The sequence below is a fragment of the Rhodanobacter sp. AS-Z3 genome (assembly GCF_029224025.1).
In the GTDB taxonomy this organism is placed as follows: Bacteria; Pseudomonadota; Gammaproteobacteria; order Xanthomonadales; family Rhodanobacteraceae; genus Rhodanobacter.
The window spans coordinates 2,964,252-2,986,861 of record NZ_CP119392.1 but is presented as its reverse complement, the minus strand read 5'-3'; the positions used below and the strand labels follow the sequence as shown (position 1 = coordinate 2,986,861).

The window sequence follows — 22,610 nt, the reverse complement described above, 5'->3', positions numbered from 1 at the left end:
TGGAGCAAGCATGCTGTCGCGTTATGCTGGGCCCGCATTTGAACAGGGGAAGTCCATGCATCGTTTTGCCAACTTTGCCGTGCTGATTGCGGTATTCACGCTGGCCGGCTGTGCACCGCAGGCAGCGGTCAAGCCGTCCAGCACCGTCACCTTGAATCTCGACGCAGACGGCAAGCCGGTTGCCGATGCGGATCTGCAGACAGTGACCGACGCGGTGCATATGATCCAGTCCGGGCGCATCCAACTGGCAATCGATGGGCCGTTGACCGAGGTGATCACCAAGTACGAAACGATGTACGCGGGCAAGCCGGTCTTGGTTTTCTGCGCCAACGGCATGCTCGATGCGCTCACCTACGCAACCTTGGGTAGCAAGGCGGTCAACGGAAAAGTCGACCGGCCGGTCGAGGTGATCGGGGCCGCTTGGGCTCGTGCGCACTGGGCCCGTGCCTACGCCTACAGCGAGATGGCGCGTTATCCCGAAGCGCAAGCCGAGCTGGCGAAAGCGCTGGCCTTGTCGCCGATGGACAGCCAGTACCAGAGCGAACTTGCATTCACCTATCAACGCAGCGGTGACTGGCAGAAGATGCTGGCCTTGTATCAGGACGCCGAGGGTAATGCCGAGATCAGTGGTGTTGACCCGGAAACCATCACCCGGTTGAAGTGCGTGGCTCTGCGCGGTGAAGGTTACGCCCTGGTTGAACTGCATCGTCTGGACGATGCGACGAAGGCTTATCAGGCCTGCTTGAAACTGACCCCGGGTGAACCCAAGTCGTTGGGTGAGCTTGGATATATCAGGGATTTGCGGGCAAAGTCGCACTGAGCGGCGCGGCCGCGCTGCGGTCTTTGTGGAGATAGATCATGGCAACCGGTTGGGCCGGCGACGGCGCTGTACAAGATCAGATCGACGCCACCGTCAGTGACGCGGTACAGCGTGCGCGGCAGCAATTGCGCCAAGGCCCGGGGCTGAGCCATTGCGAGGAATGTGACGCGGTGATTCCACCGGCGCGTCGCGAAGCCGTGCCGGGCGTGCGCCTGTGTGTGGCCTGCCAGCAGGTTCACGATGAGGAGCAGCGCGGCGCCGGCTTGTACAACCGCCGTGGCAGCAAGGACAGCCAGTTGCGTTGATCTCGATGTGGCAGCTCTCGCAGATGCAGCGGGTTTGATCAACCGTTTGCCAGAACCTGCCGGGCGGGCTGTTGTTCAAGCCAGTGGCAGAAGGAATCTGCACGCAGTGGCTGACTGATCAAATGCCCCTGGGCAGCATCACAGCCCATTTCAACCAAGGCAACCCGTTGCGGCTCGGTCTCGACGCCTTCAGCCACTACGAGCAATTTCTGTTCGTGTGCAATCGTGATGATCGCGTTGACGAAGGGGTCGGTTACGCCGGCCTGCAGGTTTTCAATGAAGGCGCGATCGATCTTCAGTTCGTGCAGCGGCAGCTTCTTAAGATGTCCGAGCGAGGCATAGCCCGAGCCGAAGTCATCCAGCGCAAAGTGAAATCCGCAGTTTGCCAGCTCATCAATTTTGCGCGTGAGGTCGTCCAGATCGTGCAGCAACGCGCTTTCGGTAATTTCGATGGTGACTTGGCGCGGCAGGGTGCGCGTGGCATTGACGATCTCCTGCAAGGAGGTCACGAAGTCCTGCGCGAACAGTTGCCACGGACTGACATTGATGGATACGCGCGCTGTCGCATGGGCGGTCGGCCAGCCTTCCCGTTCGACGCAGGCGCGTTGCATGACATAGCGACCAATCGCATGGATGAGTCCGGCCTCCTCGGCAATCGGGATGAACTCCTCAGGCGAGATCATTCCCTCGATGGGGTGGCACCAACGCAACAGCGCTTCGGCGGCGACGAACTGGCCACTGGCGTCAATCTGCGGCTGATAATGCAGTTCGAATTCGTCGCGCTCCAGCGCCAGGCGCAAGCCTTTTTCCAGCAACAGCCGACGGTCCGCCTGCGCCTGCATCGCCTGCTCGAAAACAATGGTCCGGTTGCGGCCAGTGGCTTTGGCCTTGTGCAGGGCCATGGCTACCTGGCGCAAGGCGCTGTCGACGTCGCCAGCCATTCCGGGCAGCAATGCAATGCCGCCGCTGACACCAATGGCCAGGTCGTGGGCACCTATTCGGAACGGCGCGGTAAGCTGTTTCGTCAGGTCGCCGGCGATGTCGAGTGCGGCGCCGGCGGGTGCCAGACCCACGGGCAGTTTCAGGTGCAGGGCAAATTCGTCGCCACCCGGTCGGGCAACCAGGCTGCCGGAGGGAACCGCCGACACCAGTCGCGTTGCAACAGCCTTCAGCAGCTTGTCGCCGACGTCGTGGCCAAGTGCTTCGTTGATCGTGCGAAAATGATCCAGGTCCAGCATGATCAGTGCGCTGCCGGCCGGGTTTTTTGCCATCAGTGCTGTCTGCACATGTTCCCGCACCGCCAGCCGATTCGGCAGGCCCGTGACCGTGTCGTGATAGGCAAGATGGCGCAGGTTCGACTCTACCTGCTCGCGGCGCAGCGTTTCGGAGCGCAATTCATCGAGGTTGCGGGTCAGCAGCGTGGCACGGTGTTGCAATTCACGTCGCAACTGGTCACCCATCAGCACGACCAGCGCGAGAAAGATGAGTGACTCATAGCTCACCGAACGCAGTTCGGCACGGCTGATCACCTCGCCGTGAATGGCTGCCACTGCCTGAATCAAAAGATAGAGGGTCAACGGCCGCGCGCGCGTGCTGTTTCGCCGCCACAAGGCGATGCAGCAACCGATCGCCCAGAGGTAGGCGGCATCCCTGGCCAGGTAGTAGACCCCAAACAAACTGGACTTCTGTCCGACGAAATTACTGACCGTTTCACCCCATGGCAGCACGATCGGCGCGCCTTTCGCGATGGCTGAGTAGATCACGCTGGAGGGAGAGAACAGATTGACGAAAAACAGCCCGCCGAAGATGGCGCATGCCACGCCAAGCCATGGTCGGCGACGTTGCAATTGCGCATAGTGGCCAATGAACCAGGTGGCTGCCGGAAAGATCAGGCAGGCGATCGCCACTTGCCAGCGGACCAGCGAACACGCCAGGTTCAGCGAGTTGGTCTGAGCGATGGATGCAGTCAGCAGAAGGTAGGCGGCGAGCAGCAGACACAAGTTGCCGAACGCAAGAACCATGGGGTCACGCTGCCCAGCCGACCTGGCCAGCAGGGAATAGAAGCCGGCGAACAGGCAAATGCCGCAGGCGATCAATTGGCTGGAAACAAACAAGGTCATGGCTGGGTCATGGACGCTTTCGAATGATCAATCCCGTGACCACGTCGCAACATGCTACAGGAATCGCCGCAGCCCATGGAGCGACAGGGGGCAAGGCTTGCTGTCGCGAACCTTGCTCGCCTCGGCCGGTTCCGTGTTTTGGTGATGATTCCATCCACTTGTACGGATGCCCGACAAGCGGCAAGCTCAGCGACGACAGGACGGGGCGCGGGGTGCGGGCGCGGTCGGGGCCAGCGGTGCCGTCCTTTTTCGCAGATTTTGCTAGGCTGGGCAGCACCGCTCAAGTCGTCGCAATCCTGACAGCACGGAGGCAAGGCCATTTCCAATTCGTCCAACCCCTCCGGACTCACTGCGGGCATCAATTACTTCTTTGGATTGCTGCCGGATAGGCGCGTGCGCGCCGCGATGATCGAAGTGGGTGAGCGCTTCTGCAAATCGCACCGGATATGCGCAACTCCGGTCGGGATCGACAGCCTGCATCTGACCCTGTGTCCGATGGGCAAGCCGGACTGGCCGCCGCGACCACTCGAAGAAGCCTTGCTGGCCGCCGCGGGGGAGGTGCGTGAACAAGGCTTCACGGTCAACCTCGATGCGGCCATGCGTTTCAGTGCCAAGGATGGACAATTTCCGTTCGTGCTGTGCGCGGACAGCGCTACCAACGAGGCGGCGCTCGGCTTGCGCAAGGCGATTGCGGCAGCCCAGGCGCGCTTCGGTCTGCAGGTCAGCGGGGTTTCCAGCTTCCTGCCGCATGTCAGTTTGCTGCATGGCACGCTGATCGATTCGATCGAAGAATCCATCGCGCCAATCCAATGGTATGCGGCAGAGTTCGCGTTGATTCGCAGCTTCTTCGGCGAGTCGCGTTTCGAGGTAGTCGCCAGCTGGCCGTTGGCCAGCGCCCCGAAGCCTGTGGTGATCGATCTGATGGACGAGTTGGCCAATATGCCGGATTTGCCTGAGCTTCCCGACGACTATTGAGCACTGCACCGCTGGGTCGGTCAGATGGTGGGCTCCGCACTCGTCGCGGCCACCAGCAAACGACGTTGCTGTTGCGCCAGATGATGTTCGCGCCAGGCGATATACAGGCTGGCACAGACGATGATGAGCGCGCCAGCGGCGGTGTAGCGATCTACCACTTCGCCGAAGAGCCACCACGCCAAAGCCGCGACCAGCAGCAACTGCAGATAACTGAATGGGGCCAGCAGTGAGGCGTCGGCGAGCCGCAGGGCGCGCGTCCAGCAGTAGTGACCGCCGGTGCCGAATGCGCCGGACAGCACCAACCACGGCCACGTTTGTGCGTGCGGCCACTGCCACACCGCCAGCGCGGCTGGTAGAGAAAGGGGAATCCACAACAGTGTGGTCAACAGCACGATGCGGTCGGCGGGTTCGCTGCCGGTTAGCGACTTGATACTGATCGTCACCGCACCAGTCAGTGCGGCGGCCAGCAGCGCAACCAGACTGCCGGTGGCAAAGGCATCGCTACCGGGACGCACGATCACCAGCACACCAATGAAACCAGCCACTACAGCGCTCCACCGGCGCATGCGTACCACTTCGCCGAGAAACAGCACGGCACCGATGGTGACGAACAGCGGCGACGAATAGGACAGCGCGACGGCTTCGGCCAGCGGCAGGTTCACGATGGCCCAGAATCCCGCCAGCATGCCGCCCATGCCGATCACACAGCGCACGAGGTAGAAACCGAAGCGCGGGGTATGCAGGAAGCGCAAGCCACGTCCATGCAACAAGGGCAGCGCAAACAAGGCACCGAAAGCACTACGGAAGAAGGTGATCTGGAACGGGTGCAACTGCGCTGATGCCAGCCGGATCGATACGGCCATCAGTGCAAACAGCAGCGCGCTGCCCAGCATCAGCAGCACCGCGCGCGGTGGCAGTGGCGTAGCGGGCTGCGGCGTGGCTGGTGACGGCGTAGTCATGCGGCGGCGGGCAGGTGAGTGCGGGTGTGCGCCGAGCAAAGGCCGGCAACAGGGCGGGCAGTGGATCAGCGAGTCGGTGGCGCAGGAGCCGCGCTGGTATCCGCGCTCTGCCACGCACTCAATCGCGCGCGAACGACCGGCTCCAGACTCTTCAAGCCCCAGCGGCGGCCTTCGGCCACCGCGTCCTCACTGTTCTTGCCGCCGATCAGCGCCGCGCGCAGTGCAATCAGGGCACCCACCCGGTTGCTGCTGGCGCAATGCACCAGGGTTTCCCGGTCACCGGCTTCGGCCAGCAGGCGATCGAAGTGGGTGACCGTGGCAGGACTCAAGTCATCTGCGCCATGGATCGGCAGGTTGCGATAGTCGATGCCGGCGGCGTGCATGGCAGCGGCTTCATCGAAGTCGGGTGTTTCACTGTCGACACTCAGGTCAATCACTTCACGGATGCCGGCGTGTTTCAAGGCCGGAATATCGCTGGCCTGCAAACGGCCCGAGGCGACGCGATGCGGCGCCGGGAAAGACACGTGAGGCAGTCCGGTCAGCTCAGCTGGTGGTGAGCTCGCGGCGCTGGCAAATGGCGCGAACCCGAACAGCGCAAGCGACAGCAGCAGGCAACGGTACATGGCGGGCAACTCCCTCGGGCTGAGTAACGAGGATACCCGCTTCAGTCGCTCAAGCTGCAGCCGACTCGACGAAGGTCACCATATTGCCGTCGGGGTCGCGGACCGGCACAACCCGGACAAAGTGGGTGGCCAGTTGGGGTATCGGTACGTCGATCTGGCGCGTATGCAGGTCACGCAGCATTTCATCGAGGTTGTCGACCATGATGCCCAGCGAGGCGGGGCCCGCTTGCCACGGTGCATCGGCGAGCTCGTCGCGCGGCCGCAGCTGGATACGCGTGCGGCTGGCAATCTGCCATTCGGCGCAAGCAGCGTCTGGCGCATTGTCGGGCACCCGCCCGAACAAACGGGCGTACCACGCACGGGATGCACCGAAGTCACTTGCGGCAACTGTGGCAAGAACCTGGTGGGCAGTCATGACGTCTCTCCGCATGTGATGCTCGCAGATGTAGCGCCTTGGCCATGTCGGTGACGTGAAGATCCGCACCTTGCCGGTATACTTCTGGCCCGCTAGACCGCCTCAGGATCGTTCCATGTCTGACATTCCAGCCTGTCCGTTGTGCGCCATGGAAAATACCTATGCCGATGGCGGCAACTACATCTGCGCCGATTGCGGGCATGAGTGGTCGATGGAGGCGGGCGCAGACCAGGGCGGCCAAGCGCTGCTGGTTCGCGATGTGAACGGCAACGTGCTCAACAGCGGGGACACGGTCACGGTCATCAAGGACCTCAAGGTGAAAGGGTCATCGATTCCGCTGAAGCAGGGCACGCTGATCCGCAACATTCGGTTGGTCGATGGTGATGACGAACACATCGAAGGCAACTCGGACAAGATCAAGGGCCTGGTGCTGAAAGTCTGTTTTCTGAAAAAGGCCTGAGCTGGTCGGCTTGAGCACGGCTCAGCGCTGGGCGTGGCCGGCAAGGAAGCGGCTGGCGAAATTCGCGGCGGGCTCCGGTCGACCAAGGTGGAAGCCCTGTCCGTACGTGCAGCCCATGTCAGTCAACCGGTCCTGGGTGACTTGATTCTCGATGCCTTCGGCTACCGTGGCCAGATCCAGATGGCGCGCCATATTGATGATTGCGCCGACCAGTCGGCTCGTATGCGGATCGTCCTGCATGGAGCCGACCAACGACTGATCGATCTTCAGTTCGGTGGCGGGGAAACGGTGCAGGTAGGAGATCGACGCATAGCCGGTGCCGAAATCATCGATCGAGATGCGCACGCCCATGTCGCGTAGCTGGCCCAGCACCTGTACGCCGGATTCCAGGTCATTGGCCAACGCTGTCTCGGTGACTTCCGCGATGATTGCCGTGGGCTCCACGCCCCAGACGTCCAGCGCGCCCTTGAGTTGCTCGACCATTCCGGGGCGTGAGAACGCACGTGGCGACAAGTTGATGGCAAAGCTCAACTCGCCGGTTGCGCACAGCGGCGCTGCATGTCGCAGCGTGGCGTTGATGCTCCAGCGGGTCAGTGCGGAAATCAGATCACTTTGTTCGGAAAACGGCACGAAACGGGCGGGTGATACTTCGCCGTGGCGCGGGCTGGTCCACCGCGCCAGCGATTCAACCGCCACCATGCGCTTGCTCAGCAAGTCATGCACCGGCTGGAAAAAAACCTGCAGGTGGTTCGCCTCGATGGCTTCGCGCAGTTCCTCGTAAAAGACCTCCACCTGGGTTTCGTCGGGCTGATAGATTACGCAGGGCTCGCGCCGGCGCTGCGCCTCATCCAGTGCCATTCCGGCGCGGCGGCAAAGCAGTTCGGCGTCCTGGCCATGTTCCGGGTAGATTGCAATACCCATGGAGATGCGCAGTTGCCAGGGGGCTTCCATCCCCACCAGCGGCTGTTCGAAGGCCTGGCTGAGTCTGGCGGCGGCCAGCAGTCCGTGGTTGCGGCCCAGCATGTCGGGTAGCACCACCGCATAGCTGTCATCGCCGATCTGGAAGACGCAGTCGATCGGGCGCAGCGACATGCCAATCAACTCCTGGACGATCTCGCCAGCGTGCTCGGCCTGGCTGTAACCAAAACGCAGGGCGATTTCACGCAGGCCGTGAGCGCGCAGCATCAGCACGGCGAAGCTTCCGCCGGTACCGATGCAGGCAGCAATCTGTTGCTCGATGACGTCGAACAGGGCTGGCCGGTTCAGCATGGTGGCATCGCGTCCTGACAGCAGAAGGAAGGGGGGACCTGCGGCATTGGCAGGCTGGTGTGCAGTGGCGTCATTTCAGGAACAGCTCGGCAGCGTCGACGCCGTAATCGCCCACGGCCAGGCCACGCAGAATATCGATCGGCTCGTTCTTCGCCGAAGACGCCATCAGGTCGATCTGACGGAACTCCTTGAGTGGTTGCTTGTTTGGCAAGGTCAGTACGACGATTTTCGGTCGCAGGCGACGCACCTGGTTCTGCGCGATGACCACGGCTACTTCACCGCTGCTCAATTCGACTATCGATCCGGTGGGATACACGCCAAGACAAACCTGGAAGCGCTCGATCATCTCTGCCTGGAACAGGGTGTTGCGGGCCGCGTAGATTTGCCGCAATGCATGATGGCGCGAGATGGCCGGCCGATACGGTCGTGGGCTGACCATCGCGTCGTAGGTGTCGATGATGCCGAGCATGCGCCCGGTGATCGGAATGACATTGCCGGCGAGGCCATCGGGATAGCCGCTGCCATCGTGACGCTCGTGATGAGTACGCAGGATGTCGAGTACATCCTGGTTGGTGATACCCGATTCGGAGACGATTTCGAGGCCCGCAGCGACATGCGAACGCACGACGTCCACCTCGGCCGGTGCCAGCGACCCCGGATAGCGCAACAGGCTTTCCGGGAGACGGGTCTTGCCCACGTCCATCAACAATCCGCCCGCAGCCAGGCTGAGGATGGTTTCCTCGGCAAAGCCCATATGTCGCCCGAAAACGGCGGCGAGCGCGCTGCAACCGATCGAATGGCTGTAGGAATAGTTATCGTGTCGGCGCAAGCCTTCGACCAGGAAGAACGCATCGGCACTGCGCAGCACGCTGGCGACCAGTGGACGCACGGCCTGCTCCACGCGCTCGACCGACAGTTCTCGGCCGCTGGCGATGTCGTCGTAGATGCGGTCAACCATCTGGCTGGCATTGTCGAGCGCGGCATGCGCGCGCGGCGCTTCTTCTTCGACAGGTATCTTGTCGCTGTAGTGAACCGTGTTCTTGAAGCGTGTCCCAGAGAGGTTGGTACGGGTCAGCGCTGCGGGCGATGCGATGACCACCTGGCGGCGCAAATCGATGTAGACGTATTGGCAAATGGCGCGGATGCCGGCGAGATCCTCCGGGCTGGTCAGCCCGACACCCTGCAGCGGATAGGACGTGTCTTCCCATGGCCGGTCGAGTCGGCACACATACATGCCGAGTCGCAGGTCATTGACGTCGATGCGCTGTTCTTCGATCTCAAAGGCCACGCGCTATCCCGGTGAACTGGCAGGATGCAACGAGTCAGAGCCTATCAGCAGACTACATGCCGGTGCCAATGATCCTGGTGCTGCTTCCATCGGCGTACTTCGGCGGGCGCCCAGGCGATGGAACGACCACGCGGTTCCGACTAGAGTACGGACCTCTTGTCACGATCTTGCATCTTGTATGTCGCTCCCTCATCGATTCCTGCGCAGCCTGCGTTCGATACATCTCTACCTGGGCGTGTTCAGCGCGCCGATGCTCCTGTTTTTTGCGCTCACTGGCGGACTGCAGGTGTTCAGCCTGCACGAAACCACGCGCGGCAGCGATTACGCGCCACCGGCGTGGCTGGCCAGCGCAGCACAACTACATAAGAAACAGACCATCGAGATGCCGCAGCGGCGACGCCCGCCCGCCAACGGTGCCGCCGCACCGTTGCAAGCACGACCAGCCGCGGACGCGGAGCCGCGAGTGGTGGCCGTCGAGAATCGACCGGCCAGGAAGAATTTGCTGCCGATGAAAGTTTTCTTTGCGCTGGTGGCACTGAGCTTGTTCGTCTCGGTGCTCAGCGGGCTCTACATGGCTTGGCGTTTCAGCCGTCGCCCAGCGCTGTTCGGTGCGCTGTCTGGCGCTGGAATCATCGTGCCATTATTGCTGCTGCTGTTTTGAACGTGGGGTTTGACCAGCTTGGGTGACGCGCCAGGTTGAACAGGTATCAGGCAACTTTCAGCGGGGGACAGCAGATGAATTTCCGTAGTGCCACGATGGCGATGATTGTGTTCATTGCCTGCGCCATACCGGGTGCCAGTTGCGCGAACGCCAAGGACATTTACAGCCCTGCCCAGCGGGATGCCCTGGCTGCAGTGGTCGCTCTTTTTACGGCCATGGGCAAGCATGATGTCGATGCCTCGCGCCGGCTGATTCTGCCGGGCGCAAATTTCGTGGTGCTGCTGCCTGACGGCACGGTGCGCATCGAACCAGACACGGGCTACCTCGATACCCTCGGCAAACACCGCGAAATCTTCCTCGAACGGATCTGGAATGCGCAGGTCACGGTGAACGGAAATATCGCCCAGGTGTGGGCCCCGTATGACTTTCATCTCGATGGAAAATTGTCACATTGCGGCATCGACAACTTCAGCCTGGTGCGCACGGCGGCTGGCTGGCGCGTGGCCGGGATCAGCTACACAGTGCAGAAAACCGGTTGTATGGCCAGCCCGCTCGGTGAGGTTCACTGACCGGGAAAGCGCACATTCGCATCACTGGCGTGGTGGCAAACGCAACGCCAGTCAGTCCAGCGGCGCCGTGATGATCAGGTCGTCGACGCTATAACCGCGCAGCCGGGAGTGCTCCTTCAAGGTCTGGAACAGTGCCCGATCCATGCGCGGCTGGCGCGCCAGTATCCACAGGTGTTTGTGGCCGGGGCTGCCGATGACCGCCCATTGGTAATCACGGTCCACTTCGATCACCCAGTAATCGGCCCAACTCAACGGTAGCCAGCTCAGCCAGCCCGGCGCAAAGCGAACCTCCAGCGCGCCCGGCTGGCCCTCCTTGACGCGTGCCATGCCAACAATCGACATCTGACCCTTCGCGGTCATGCAGGTGTTTTCCACCCGCACCGTGCCGTCGGCATTCGGCACATACTTCGCGGTCACGCCGTTCAGGCACCGGCGCTCGAAGTACATCGGCAGCCGGGCAATTTCATGCCATTGGCCAGCATAGCGGTCCATCGCCAGTGTCGGCACCGGTTCGTTCGGCAGCGTGTCCGCCGCGGCGGGTGAGGCGGCAACCAGCGAGGCGAGCAACAAGAGCAGTAATGGCATGAGGGATATCCGTCAGGTGCGTTGACCATCGTACGTTGTCGGCGCCTGAATGGTTGCAGGTCGTGCAGGGTCGGGTAAGCACTCGTCGACCGGGGTGGAATGGGCCTGGTGATGGCTGGCCCTGGCTGTCAGGTCAGGCATACCATGCCTCTCCCCGCTCGTTGTCAGGAGGTTGGCGTGCCGCCGATCATTGCCGTTCATCAACTCAGCAAGACCTACGCCTCCGGCTTCAGTGCACTGAAGAACATCGAGCTGGAAATTCGCCAGGGCGAAATATTCGCCTTGCTCGGCCCCAACGGTGCCGGCAAGACCACGCTCATCAGCATCATCTGTGGCATCGTCAACCCGAGCGAAGGCAAGGTGCTGGCTGACGGACACGACGTGGTGCGCGACTATCGCGCCGCTCGCAGCAAGATCGGTCTGGTGCCGCAGGAACTCACCACCGACGCGTTCGAGACGGTGTGGAACACGGTCAGTTTCAGCCGCGGTCTGTTCGGTCGCGCGCCCGACCCGGCGCATATCGAAAAGGTGCTGAAGGACTTGTCACTGTGGGACAAGCGCAACAACAAGATGATCACCTTGTCCGGCGGCATGAAGCGCCGGGTGATGATTGCCAAGGCGCTTTCGCATGAGCCGCGCATCCTGTTCCTTGATGAGCCCACAGCGGGCGTCGACGTGGAACTGCGCCGCGACATGTGGGTGATGGTGCGCGCGCTGCGTGACACCGGCGTCACCATCATCCTGACCACGCACTACATCGAAGAGGCCGAGGAGATGGCTGATCGCATCGGGGTGATCAACAAGGGCGAGTTGATCCTGGTGGAGGAGAAGGCTGCGCTGATGAACAAGCTTGGGCGTAAACAGCTCACCCTGCAGTTGCAGAATCCGCTGTCGGAGGTTCCGCCAGGGTTGGCGACCTATGCTCTCGAACTGAAGGGCAACGGTCAGCAACTCGTTTATACGTTTGATGCACAGAGCGAGCACACCGGCATCGATGGGCTGCTGCGACGGCTCGCCGAGGCCGGTATCGACTTCAAGGACCTGCAGACCAGCCAGAGTTCGCTGGAAGATATTTTCGTGGATCTGGTGAGGGAGCGCGCATGAATATTCACGGCATCCGCGCAATCTACCGCTTCGAAATGGCGCGTACCTGGCGCACCTTGCTGCAGAGCATCGTCTCGCCGGTGATCTCCACCTCGCTGTATTTCGTGGTGTTCGGCGCCGCCATCGGTTCGCACATGAACGGCATCGACGGAGTCAGCTACGGCGCTTTCATTGTGCCGGGTCTGGTCATGTTGTCGCTGCTGACGCAAAGCATTTCCAACGCATCGTTCGGGATCTATTTTCCGAAGTTCGTGGGCACCATCTACGAGATTCTGTCGGCACCGGTGTCGCCGTTTGAAATCGTGGCGGGCTACGTCGGTGCCGCGGCCAGCAAGTCGGTCATCCTCGGGGTGATCATCCTGATTACCGCGCGACTCTTCGTCACCTTTGATATCCAGCACCCACTGTGGATGCTGGCCTTTCTGCTGCTCACCGCGGTGACCTTCAGTCTGTTCGGTTTCATCATCGGGATCTGGGCGGACAACTTCGAGAAGCTGCAATTGGTGCCGTTGCTGATCGTGACGCCGCTGACCTTCCTCGGTGGCAGTTTCTACTCGATCCACATGCTGCCGCCGTTCTGGCAGAAGGTCACCTTGTTCAATCCGGTGGTTTATCTGATCAGCGGCTTTCGCTGGAGTTTCTACGGCGTGGCCGACGTAGGCATCGGGGTCAGTGTTGGCATGACGATGGTGTTTCTGGCGATGTGTCTGGCGTTGGTATGGTGGATTTTCCGCAGCGGCTATCGATTGAAGGCGTGAACGAATCGGGCTTGCGCCAGTCAGAACACATTGAGTCGTGCAACAAGATCGGAGTAATCATGAGCAAGCAGTCATCGGTGGGAAGCTGGGTTGCGGCGGGCGTCGTCGTGTTGGCCATTGGTGCAGGCGGGTTGTATCTGGCGCGCAAGGCGATGAATGCTGGCGACGCGCCACTGGTGACCCCGAGGGCAAGCAGCGCCACACCCGTGGCGACCGCGCAGGAGCAGGCGGTGATCGAGCACCCCATTGAGCAGGCGCGAACAGCGCCGGCCGAGGCCTCGACCACTCCGTTGCCCGCGCTGGACGGCAGCGATGAAAGTGTGGCCGACGGGCTTGGCCGATTGGCGGCCGGCAGTGACTGGTCGGCGTTGCTGATTCGTCAGCGGATCATCGAACGGATCGTCGCCACGCTGGATGCGCTGCCCCGGCACGAGGCACTGGGTTCCTTCACCTTGCCGGCGCATACGCCGAAGGGTCCGGTGCTGGTTGACGACGTGGGTGGTTCCATCGTGCTGGCCGCGAATAACAGCGAGCGCTACGCGCCCTATCTGCAGGTAGTCGACGCCACCGATCCGCGGGCGCTGGTTGCCTGGTATGTGCATGCCTATCCGCTGTTCCAGCAGGCTTATCAGCAGTTGGGTTATCCCAAGGGCTACTTCAATGACCGACTGATCGTGGTTCTGGACGATTTGCTTGCGGCACCGGACCTGGCGGCCCGGGCGCCCATGCGGCGATCGAACGCCTATTATGTTTATGCCGATCCTGCGCTGGAGTCGCTGTCGACTGGACAGAAGTTGATGATGCGGGTGGGGCCGGAAGCCGAAGCGCGCATCAAGGCGAAACTGCGCGCGATACGCGCGCAACTGGTCGGTGCAGGGCTGCATGCTGCTCCTGCAGGCACGCCCAGTGAGAAGATCCAGCCGGCACCGCCGGTTGACTGATGGGCGAGTCGGGTCACGCTCAGCCAAACCTGTCTGGCGCCACCGCGGCATAGCCTGTCCAAGCGCATAGCTTGTTTCTTGCACTGCTGCCGGATACGGAACTCGGCCACGCGTGACCGCGGCAGCGCAGGCCATTCGCGCCGTATCTTCCGACCTGACAGCGCGCCGGACTGGGCCACCTCGCTGCCAGGCAGCCCTGCATGCTCGGCGAGCATTCGGCGCTGCGACCTGAGGTGGTTGCTGTCGTCGCCGGTGGACATGCTCGTGCTGCTGGCTGGCGTCAACGGTTTTTCGGACGGGCACGCGCGTGCCGAATGGTCGCTTCGGGGTGGCGACTTGCAACATCATCAGGCGTAGTGCCTTTCGTCCTTGTGCGCCCAGCCGGCCTTGCATGATTTTCCTGTGTGTGACCGTTTTTGAACACCTGCACGCGTACAGTGGCGGTATCGTCGCTGTTTGCGGAGGTCGGCGTGATGAAGCGTGGTTGGTGGCGAATGAGCGCGGCCCTGTTGGCTGCGTTTTTGGTGACCCCGACTTGGGCTGACCACGCGGCGGCAGCCGGTCACGAGGCTGCCGGAAAGATGGTGGCGAAGATCACGCTGGAGGGGCCGATCGGTCCTGCCGCCGCCGAGTATTTCGAGGGTGCCTCGATCCGCGCGGAGCACGACGGCGCGCAAGCCATCGTGCTGCAGCTGGATACACCGGGTGGGCTGTCCGAATCGATGCGATTGATCATCTCGCGGATGCTGGCCAGCGACATTCCCGTGCTGGTCTACGTCGCACCCGACGGTGCCCGTGCCGCCTCGGCCGGTACCTATATTCTTTATGCCGGCCAGATTGCCGCGATGGCACCGGCCACCCATGTCGGTGCGGCGACGCCGGTGTCCTTGGGCGGCAACACGCCACGGCCTTCGGCCAGGCCGGCCAGCCAACCCGTCGCCAGTTCCACCGTTCGCAGCGAGCCGTCGGCAGCGGGCCATGATGCCGAATCAAACAAAGTCACCAACGATGCGATTGCCTACATCCGCTCGCTGGCACAGCTACGCGGGCGCAATGCGGACTGGGCAGCGCAGGCGGTGCGCGGCGCCGCGACGTTGACCGCCGGCGAGGCCGCGCAACAACACGTGATCGACTTCGTCGCCAGCGATGTGAACGACCTGCTGGCGAAATCAAACGGCCGCGTGGTGAAGCTGGGTGATCGCACCGTCACGCTGAATCTGCAAGGGGCTACGGTGCGTAGCTATGCGCCCGATGCGCGCACTCGCTTCCTGGGCATCATCACCAATCCGACCATCGCCTATCTGCTGCTGTTGGGCGGCATCTTTGGCCTTGGGCTGGAAGCACTGCATCCCGGCGCCATGCTGCCCGGCATCGTCGGTGCGATCAGCCTGCTGGTCGGCTTGTACGCGCTGCAGTTGTTGCCGGTGAACTACGCCGGGCTGGCGCTGATGGCGCTGGGCATTGGCATGCTGGTGGCCGAAGCGGTGAATCCCGGCGTGGTCGCTTTCGGCATCGGCGGGTTGGTCGCTTTTGTCACCGGTTCGGTCATGCTGATGAACACCGGCGTGCCCGGTTATGCGGTGAATCTGGGCGCGATCGGCGGCATTGCGGTGTGTGCGGCCGCACTGCTCGGGCTGATCGTGTGGCTGGTGTTTCGCGCGCGGCGAGCGCCGCAGTTCAGTGGTGATGCGGCGATGCTGGCTGACACCGGCGATTTGCTGCAGGCCGTCGTTCCCGGCGGCGAGAGCTGGATGATGTTGCGCGGCGAGCGCTGGCGCGTGCATTGCGCTACGGCATTGCCGGCTGGTGCGCGCGTGCGGGTGCTGTCGCGGCAGGGTTTGTTGTTGCGGGTCGAGCCGGCGCAAGCCGACGCAGAAATTTCATGAAGTTCAGGAGATAGAAATGTTCGGATTTGTCGGTGTACTGGTCATTCTTGGCGCGATGTTGCTGTTTGCCACGATCAAGATCCTGCCGGAGTACCAGCGCGGCGTGGTGCTGACCCTGGGTCGCTACACCAGTACCAAGGGCCCCGGCCTGGTGCTGCTGATTCCGGTGGTGCAAACCATGATCCGGGTCGACCTGCGGGTCACCGTGATGGACGTGCCGCCGCAGGACGTGATCTCGCGCGACAACGTGTCGGTGAGGGTCAACGCGGTGGTCTACTTCCGCGTGGTTGATTCGGACAAGTCGGTGCTGGAAGTGGAAAACTTCCTGCAGGCGACCAGCCAGCTGGCGCAGACGCGCTTGCGTTCGGTGCTGGGCCAGCACGAACTGGACGAGATCCTGTCCCAGCGCGACTCGATCAACCACACCTTGCAGACCACGCTGGATGAAGCCACCGATCCGTGGGGCATCAAGATCATGAACGTGGAGATCAAGGACGTCGACCTCAACGAAACCATGGTGCGCGCGATCGCCCGCCAGGCCGAGGCCGAACGCGAACGCCGCGCCAAGGTGATCCACGCCGAGGGTGAAATGCAGGCAGCGGAGAAACTGCGTGATGCCGCCGCCATGTTGTCGCAGCAGCCGCAGGCGCTGCAATTGCGTTACCTGCAGACACTGGCCGACATGTCCAACAACGGCAAGTCCTCGACCATCGTGTTCCCGTTGCCGCTGGACTTGATCCGGCCACTGATGGAAGCATTTCCGTCCAAGCGCGATTCGGGTAAAACTGACTGATTCACCCCAAACGAGTCAGCATGATGCAAACAACGCCTTCGACTGGAAGCTTGGTCTGTGTCGGCTTGGGCATGACCTTGGGTGCCCATCTGGCGCCGCTGGCGCGCAGTCATATCGAACAGGCCGACGTAGTGTTTTTCGCGCTGTCCGATGGCATCGTGGAGTTGTGGCTGCGGCGCATGCACGCCGACGTACGCAGCTTGCAGTCGTTCTACCAGGAAGGCAGCTCGCGTATGAACACCTATTGGCAGATGGTCGAAGCCATGCTGGTGGAAGTGCGCGCCGGCAGGCGGGTCTGTGGCGTGTTCTACGGTCATCCCGGCGTGTTTGCATGGGTGCCGCACAAGGCGATCGAGCTGGCCAGGGAGGAGGGCTGCCGCGCGCACATGGAGCCGGCCATTTCGGCCGAAGGCTGTCTATACGCCGATCTCGGCATCGACCCGGGTGCGTATGGCTGCCAGCACTACGAAGCCAGCCAGTTGCTGTTCTACCAGCGACGCATCGATCCTGCGGCCTACCTGATCCTGTGGCAGGTCGGCGTGGTCGGCGACCAGTCGATGGCGCGTTTCTCCACCAATGCCGCCTATCGTCAGGTGCTGGTGGATGTGCTGGCACGCGACTATCCGTTGAACCATGAGGTGACCATCTATCGCGCCGCGACGCTGCCGATCCAGTCGCCACGCATCGAGCGGTGCACGCTTGCTGCGTTGCCGCAGGCGAAGCTGGACATGACCGATACTCTGGTGATTCCACCGGCGTATGCCATGCAGCCCAATCCGGAGATACTCGCGCGCTTTGATGCGCTGGACCGTGCGGTGGCTGGTACTGGGTGACGGTGCATCAGGTTGACTACCTGAGGGCGCAAGAAAACACTATTCTGCGGGATTGGAGCTGGCCGCGAGGGGCGCGTCCGAAGCTTTAGCTGGAACGATGCCGATGCATTCCCGGTGTTACGCAACGGGGGCGACAGTGGATACGTTTACTGCCGTTCCGGGTGAGCGTCTGAGCAACTTGGCTTGAGGACTGATACATGCTGGATGTGATCGATTTTCTCGAAAGGATGGGCGGGGACGCGCAGCTTTCGCAGGCTTCACCGGATGAATTGGCTACGGCCTTGGCTGTCGTCGACGCCACCCCCCAACAGTATGCAGCGTTGGTCGCGCGCGACGCCGAGCGCCTGGGCGAGTTGCTGGGATCGAAGCCCGTCTGCGTTTTGGTATCACCACCCGGCCCGCCAGGTACCGGCCCGCAGCCGGCACGGCCTGCCGTACCACCACCGTCGCCCGCCAAAGAAGCCGACGAGGACGAAGAGCTCGCGGATGATTCCGAGCGGGCACTTCTCGTCGAGAGCGACGGCCGCCTACTTAGCTCGTTGCCCGCTTGAGTCCATGCGTGCATTCAGCGCACTGCGTCGATTAGCGCTGATCGCTGCGTGTGGCGGTGGACTTCCGTTCGCCGTTTCCACCGGTGTGGCCGCGTCAACGAATGCGGTTGATGCGGCCAGCTTGTTGCAACAAGCGGAGCATCCGGCGTGCACCACGTCACTGTCCGATCAATGTGTCAGCTTGCTGCGTCAGCTGGAACCTAGAATTGACGAACTGGCACCGGAACAGCAGCAGCACTTGCGTTACTTGCAGGCGTGGCAGGCCATCCTGGCGGGTGACTACAAAAAGTCGGATGCATTGACCCACGCCATCCTGAGTGACTCGCAGGATGACGACCTGCGGCTCAAGACCCGGATGTTGCAGGTGAACTCGCTTTCCGAGCAGTCTCGTTTCGAAGATGCCTTTCGGCAACTGGATCAGCTCGTCGGAGCGATTGGCGAGGGGTCACGCGCAACGCCGAGCCTGCGTGAGAAAGGCTACGGCGTGGTTTCGTCGCTGTATGCCGATGCCGGGCAATACGCACTGGCTTCCTATTACGCCGAACAAATCTTCACGCAGGGGTTGGCAAGGCCGGGCTTTACCTGTGTCGATGATCATGCGCGGATTGCGGCGCGGTTTGGCGGCAGGCAGTGGAATGGCATTGAGCCGTTGATCAGCGAAGGCGTGGCAACCTGCCTGAAGGAAAACAACAGCCTTTACGCGAACGGTATCCGCTACTTTGCAGCCAGCCTCGCTCTGCAGCAGGGAGATTCGGACAAGGCGATTGCCTTGCTGAGCAAACACCTCGCCGAAGTGCACCGCGACAACTATTCGCAGCAGGTAGCCCAATTCGAGGGCTTGCTGGCGCAGGCGTATCAGCAGGCAGGGAAAACGCCACTGGCCCGGCAATTTGCGTTGGCTGCCGTCGGGCATGGCACCAGTAATCGATTCGCGCCAGCTGTGGTCGAGGCGTACAAGATTCTTTATACGCTGGCCAAGCAGGAAGGCGACGCTGCATCAGCGCTGGCCTACCATGAAAAATATATGGTGGCCGACAAGGGACATCTTGACGAGGTCAGCGCGAAGGCGCTGGCCTTCCAGACGGTCAAGCAGCAACTGGCGGCGAACAAGGCACAGGTGGATACGCTGAGTCGGCAGAACCAAGTGCTGAAACTGCAGCAGGCGCTGGATCGCAAGGCCTCGGAAACCAGTCGGCTGCAGCTCCTGCTACTGCTGTTGGTGCTGGGTTTCATTGCGTTCATGACCTACCGCATCAAGCGCTCGCAACTGCGTTTCATGAAACTGGCACGGCGCGACGGACTGACCGGGATCTTCAACCGACAGCATTTTGTGACGTCAGCCGAGCAGCAATTGCAGTACTGCCGCAAGTCCTCGCGGCAGGCCTGCCTGGTGCTGATCGATCTGGATCACTTCAAGGTGGTCAACGATACGCATGGGCACGCGGTAGGCGATCGCGTGCTGAAGCGTGCGGTGGCGGCGTGTGAGCAGCACCTGCGTTCCACCGATATCTTTGGTCGGCTCGGTGGCGAAGAGTTCGGTATCCTGTTGCCGGAATGCACATTGGAGCAGGCGCTGGCGCGTGCCGAGCAGATTCGCGAGGCCATCGCGGCGGCCTCGGTCTTCGGCGACAATCTGGCTGAGGTGCCGGTGTCGGCCAGCTTTGGCGTAGCCACCATCGAGCGTTCCGGTTACGACCTGCGGAAGTTGCTGGTCGATGCAGACGATGGCCTCTACCGCGCCAAGCGCGAAGGGCGCAACCGGGTCATGGTCAGTGATGACACGCAGCCACGCCAGCGCGTGGCTGGCGTGGCGGTTGATCACGGTTGAGTCGCGGGATCACTCGGCTGGCTGACTCGTCGCCTGCCGGGTGGCGCTCGCCGGCGTATCCAGCCGGTCATGGTGGAGAATTGCGTTGAACACCAGCGGGTAGCTGCCGATGGTTTCGCCGCGCCAGATCGGATTGCTTGCGAACAGCAGCACATGGCCCTTGCCGTAGCGGGCGTCGACCACCGCCGCATGCTCGGCCATCTCGTCGGCACCGTCGAGCAGGCCGGCGATCAGCAGGTTCTTCGCCTCGGCGTAGCGCAGGATCACCTGCGGTCGCTGATCGACAGGAATCACCCACGGGTTGTTGCGCATCTGCTCGGCATTCAGCGGCATCGGCTGCCATGGCTGCACGTCGGGCAGCGGTGCGGCGGCGGTAGCGGCCCTGCCTTCCGGCGTGTCGGTGTCGTGCGGGCCGCCGCGACCGGTGGGGCGCTGGAAGCTCTTCGCACTGGGCAGCCCATGGTCGCCGGTGAGCAGGTTGGATACGTTGAACGACTGGCCGTTGGCGCTATACAAAGCCAGCTCGTCGCGGGTGTAGCTGGTGGCGATCGGGTTATGGCGGTCAACGAATTTCGCCTGCAGCACGCTGCCGACTACCTTCAGTCGATTGGTTGGCGCGACTGACACGCCCGGTGCCATACCGGTGTCGATGGCGAATTTCGCAGTGTCCTCGGCGGTGACCAGCAGGCCACCGTCCTGGACGAAGCGTTTGAGGTTGGCCAGCCCGGTGTTGCCCAGGCCGGGACGGATGTCATCGGTAGCGTCGATGCGACCAAGGTTCGGCGTGAGCGCCGTGGTCTTCCACGGCATCGGGTTGCCCCACATCGGCATGCCGTCGACGATTTCCTGCGCACTGGTGTCGCCGATCGGTGCGAACAGGATCACGTCGTACTTGGCGCGCAGGTTGCCCGCTTTGGCTACGTCCTGCGTGCTGATGTAGTCGTAACGAACGTTCAGATTGTCCAGCGCGATGCGCCACCAGCCTTCAGTCTGTGTACCCAGCCAGGTGTGCATGAGCGCGATGCGTGGCAGCTTCGCGTTGGGCAAGTCGATCGCGGCCAGTCCGGCAGGTACGTTGACCGCTTCGCCGAGCGCACTCATTGGCGCTTGCAGGATCGCCGGATCGGTGACCCGCGCGAGCTGCACGTCGAACAGGTCGCCCATCGACCAGCCGGTGTCGTCATACGGATGTTGCTGCGGGTCCTTCGGTGACCAGTATTGACGGTCAAGTAACGTATCGGCGATGCGCGAGTAGGGCTGGTCCATGCGCACCACGTAACTGCCAGCGGGGAAAGTCTGCTTGGCGGCCGGCTTCTTGTCGTCGCCTGGGGCGGGCATGGTTACAGTGACCGGTGCGCTGGTGATGCTGATCTCCACATGCTGACGTTGCAGCACGCGCAGCAGCTGGGCACGTGAGCCGGGGCGCGGATCGCTCGCGCTGAACACATAGGCGGCGGGGCCAGCCTGCTGCGGCTTCTCGATCGACCGTTTGGCCTTCAGGTAGAAATTTTTCAGGAACTGCTGGCCGTTGCTGGAGAAATAATTCAGCGCGGTGAGCAGGCCGGTCTGCTGGTAGTTGTTGTTGTTGCGCTGTGACCACAGCACGGTGGGTAGCGGCGGGTTGGGCTTGTACCAGGTGCGCGCGTATTCCGACGGATCGAGGATGCGCTGCACGGTATCGGCGCCGTTGTTGCCGAAGGTTTCATACAGCCGGCTGATGCCGTTGTGCATGGCGGCAATGAACATCAGATAGCCCGGGCTCCAGGTATCGAAGTCACCATGGGTGAACACGCCGGGCATACCCAGCCTTGTCATTTGCTGCACGTTGTCCCAGCCCAGTTGCTGCCACTCGCCGGTGAGGATCGGGTCGATCCACGCGTTGTACGGGCCGTCGCCCACGGTGTTGTCGTACAGGAACGGCACCGACTCGTGCAGGTCGTGCAGCACCTGCGCATGCCAGCCGACAAAGGTGTCGGCGACGTTGCGGGTAAGCGCCAGCGACATGCCCATCGCGTCGCGATTGTTGTCATGCGCCACGTAGTGGCCCCAATACAGCAGCCGCGAATAGTTCTGCCCGGGGTGCGCCAGATGCCAGTTGTACAGGTCGACCATGCGGTCGCGGCCATCGACCTCGACGACCGGCGTGATCAGGGTGATCACATGCGAACGGATGTGACGGATGTAGGGCGCGTTATCCACCGCGAGGCGGTAGGCCAGTTCCATCAACGCGGTGGGCGAACCGGTTTCGGTGGAATGGATGGAGCCGGTGATGTAGTAGACCGGGGTGGATTGTGCGATCAGTTGGTCGGCCTTGGTATCGTCCATGCCGATGGCGCGTGGATCGGCCAGATTGGCCAGGCGCGCCTTGTTTGCATCAAGGTCGGCCAGCAGACTTTCATCGGCGATCGCCACCGCGATCATCTCGCGGCCTTCCTCACTCTTGCCGATGCTGAACACCTTGACCCGTGGGCTGGCGGCGGCCAGTGCACGAAAATAGCGGGATACGTCGGCGCTATAGGGCAGGTAGTTCGGTGCGCCGGCGATATGGCCCAGCACTTTCTCCGGTGTAGGTACCGTGGCGGAGGCGGGCAGGTAGTTCGTCAGCGGTGTGTTGAACGACGGATCGGTCGTGAACTTCAGGATCTGTGCGGTATAGGCCTGGTCGAGCGGCTGGTCCGGCGCACGCGCATAGTCGTTAGCCACGCTCACACTGGCCGCCTGAGCCGCGCACACGCCGAGCGTGAACAGCATTCCCCATGAAAACCGGATGGTCTTGTGCATGATCGCTTTCCCCGTGGCCACAGCCGGCCGATCCCCCACTTTGCCAGAGCAGGCGCCGCGGCGAATAGGCCATCAGTCAGGCAGGG

22 protein-coding genes are annotated in these 22,610 nt (G+C 62.2%); 14 read left to right on the top strand and 8 right to left on the bottom strand.

Going from position 1 to position 22,610, the window contains the following annotated elements:
- The first annotated feature begins 55 nt into the window (after positions 1–55).
- Both PY254_RS13335 and PY254_RS13330 read left to right on the top strand, forming a co-directional pair.
- Positions 56–820, top strand: coding sequence for a tetratricopeptide repeat protein (locus tag PY254_RS13335; protein WP_281012530.1), 765 nt, complete (start codon positions 56–58; stop codon positions 818–820).
- A gap of 38 nt (positions 821–858) precedes the next feature.
- Positions 859–1,125: a DksA/TraR family C4-type zinc finger protein gene (locus tag PY254_RS13330; RefSeq protein WP_281012529.1), complete on the top strand. Its 267-nt coding sequence runs from the start codon at positions 859–861 to the stop codon at positions 1,123–1,125.
- A 38-nt stretch (positions 1,126–1,163) separates the two neighbouring features.
- On the opposite strand, the gene PY254_RS13325 is transcribed toward PY254_RS13330, so the two are convergent.
- Positions 1,164–3,245 (bottom strand): putative bifunctional diguanylate cyclase/phosphodiesterase, encoded by a 2,082-nt coding sequence (locus PY254_RS13325; protein WP_281012528.1) that lies wholly within the window; start codon positions 3,243–3,245, stop codon positions 1,164–1,166.
- A gap of 393 nt (positions 3,246–3,638) precedes the next feature.
- On the opposite strand from PY254_RS13325, the gene PY254_RS13320 reads away from it, so the two are divergent.
- On the top strand, positions 3,639–4,220 hold the full coding sequence (locus tag PY254_RS13320; protein ID WP_281012527.1) for a 2'-5' RNA ligase family protein: 582 nt from the start codon (positions 3,639–3,641) through the stop codon (positions 4,218–4,220).
- Between the two features lie 20 nt (positions 4,221–4,240).
- Here the strand turns inward: PY254_RS13320 and PY254_RS13315 are convergent, their stop codons facing one another.
- From PY254_RS13315 to PY254_RS13305, 3 genes are all read right to left on the bottom strand, one after another.
- Positions 4,241–5,179 (bottom strand): DMT family transporter, encoded by a 939-nt coding sequence (locus PY254_RS13315; RefSeq protein ID WP_281012526.1) that lies wholly within the window; start codon positions 5,177–5,179, stop codon positions 4,241–4,243.
- Between the two features lie 65 nt (positions 5,180–5,244).
- On the bottom strand, positions 5,245–5,802 hold the full coding sequence (locus PY254_RS13310) for a protein tyrosine phosphatase family protein (protein ID WP_281012525.1): 558 nt from the start codon (positions 5,800–5,802) through the stop codon (positions 5,245–5,247).
- A 49-nt stretch (positions 5,803–5,851) separates the two neighbouring features.
- Complete coding sequence (locus PY254_RS13305; protein WP_281012524.1) at positions 5,852–6,217, bottom strand: VOC family protein; 366 nt, start codon at positions 6,215–6,217, stop codon at positions 5,852–5,854.
- Between the two features lie 115 nt (positions 6,218–6,332).
- Here PY254_RS13305 and PY254_RS13300 point away from each other — a divergent pair, with 115 nt between their 5' ends.
- Positions 6,333–6,677 (top strand): zinc ribbon domain-containing protein YjdM, encoded by a 345-nt coding sequence (locus tag PY254_RS13300; protein WP_281012523.1) that lies wholly within the window; start codon positions 6,333–6,335, stop codon positions 6,675–6,677.
- A 21-nt stretch (positions 6,678–6,698) separates the two neighbouring features.
- Here the strand turns inward: PY254_RS13300 and PY254_RS13295 are convergent, their stop codons facing one another.
- Together PY254_RS13295 and PY254_RS13290 are read right to left on the bottom strand one after the other, a co-directional pair.
- Positions 6,699–7,946, bottom strand: coding sequence for a putative bifunctional diguanylate cyclase/phosphodiesterase (locus PY254_RS13295; protein WP_281012522.1), 1,248 nt, complete (start codon positions 7,944–7,946; stop codon positions 6,699–6,701).
- A 70-nt stretch (positions 7,947–8,016) separates the two neighbouring features.
- Positions 8,017–9,234 (bottom strand): HD-GYP domain-containing protein, encoded by a 1,218-nt coding sequence (locus tag PY254_RS13290; RefSeq protein WP_281012521.1) that lies wholly within the window; start codon positions 9,232–9,234, stop codon positions 8,017–8,019.
- A 178-nt stretch (positions 9,235–9,412) separates the two neighbouring features.
- On the opposite strand from PY254_RS13290, the gene PY254_RS13285 reads away from it, so the two are divergent.
- Positions 9,413–9,895, top strand: coding sequence for a PepSY domain-containing protein (locus PY254_RS13285; RefSeq protein WP_281012520.1), 483 nt, complete (start codon positions 9,413–9,415; stop codon positions 9,893–9,895).
- 74 nt (positions 9,896–9,969) lie between these two features.
- The gene (locus PY254_RS13280; protein WP_281012519.1) at positions 9,970–10,464 is read left to right on the top strand and encodes a nuclear transport factor 2 family protein; all 495 of its coding nucleotides are present in this window, start codon (positions 9,970–9,972) and stop codon (positions 10,462–10,464) included.
- 51 nt (positions 10,465–10,515) lie between these two features.
- Here the strand turns inward: PY254_RS13280 and PY254_RS13275 are convergent, their stop codons facing one another.
- Positions 10,516–11,049, bottom strand: coding sequence for a lipocalin family protein (locus PY254_RS13275; RefSeq protein ID WP_281012518.1), 534 nt, complete (start codon positions 11,047–11,049; stop codon positions 10,516–10,518).
- A 177-nt stretch (positions 11,050–11,226) separates the two neighbouring features.
- On the opposite strand from PY254_RS13275, the gene PY254_RS13270 reads away from it, so the two are divergent.
- From PY254_RS13270 to PY254_RS13235, 8 genes are all read left to right on the top strand, one after another.
- The gene (locus PY254_RS13270) at positions 11,227–12,153 is read left to right on the top strand and encodes an ABC transporter ATP-binding protein (protein WP_281012517.1); all 927 of its coding nucleotides are present in this window, start codon (positions 11,227–11,229) and stop codon (positions 12,151–12,153) included.
- Positions 12,150–12,911 carry an ABC transporter permease gene (locus PY254_RS13265; RefSeq protein WP_281012516.1) on the top strand — a complete coding sequence of 254 codons (762 nt, stop codon included), beginning with the start codon at positions 12,150–12,152 and terminating at the stop codon, positions 12,909–12,911. Before PY254_RS13270 ends, PY254_RS13265 begins: the two co-directional genes overlap by 4 nt.
- Before the next feature lie 59 nt (positions 12,912–12,970).
- Complete coding sequence (locus PY254_RS13260) at positions 12,971–13,852, top strand: DUF3014 domain-containing protein (protein ID WP_281012515.1); 882 nt, start codon at positions 12,971–12,973, stop codon at positions 13,850–13,852.
- A 473-nt stretch (positions 13,853–14,325) separates the two neighbouring features.
- Positions 14,326–15,738, top strand: a complete 1,413-nt coding sequence (locus tag PY254_RS13255) for an NfeD family protein (RefSeq protein ID WP_281012514.1) — start codon at positions 14,326–14,328, stop codon at positions 15,736–15,738.
- A 16-nt stretch (positions 15,739–15,754) separates the two neighbouring features.
- A complete protein-coding gene (locus tag PY254_RS13250; RefSeq protein WP_281012513.1) occupies positions 15,755–16,531 on the top strand; it encodes a slipin family protein in 777 nt (258 codons plus the stop codon).
- Positions 16,532–16,554: 23 nt separating this feature from the next.
- On the top strand, positions 16,555–17,364 hold the full coding sequence (locus PY254_RS13245; protein ID WP_281015222.1) for an SAM-dependent methyltransferase: 810 nt from the start codon (positions 16,555–16,557) through the stop codon (positions 17,362–17,364).
- A 197-nt stretch (positions 17,365–17,561) separates the two neighbouring features.
- Positions 17,562–17,915 carry a hypothetical protein gene (locus PY254_RS13240; protein ID WP_281012512.1) on the top strand — a complete coding sequence of 118 codons (354 nt, stop codon included), beginning with the start codon at positions 17,562–17,564 and terminating at the stop codon, positions 17,913–17,915.
- A gap of 4 nt (positions 17,916–17,919) precedes the next feature.
- The gene (locus PY254_RS13235; protein WP_281012511.1) at positions 17,920–19,743 is read left to right on the top strand and encodes a tetratricopeptide repeat-containing diguanylate cyclase; all 1,824 of its coding nucleotides are present in this window, start codon (positions 17,920–17,922) and stop codon (positions 19,741–19,743) included.
- Between the two features lie 9 nt (positions 19,744–19,752).
- On the opposite strand, the gene PY254_RS13230 is transcribed toward PY254_RS13235, so the two are convergent.
- A complete protein-coding gene (locus PY254_RS13230) occupies positions 19,753–22,524 on the bottom strand; it encodes a M14 family zinc carboxypeptidase (RefSeq protein WP_281012510.1) in 2,772 nt (923 codons plus the stop codon).
- Positions 22,525–22,610: the final 86 nt, after the last annotated feature.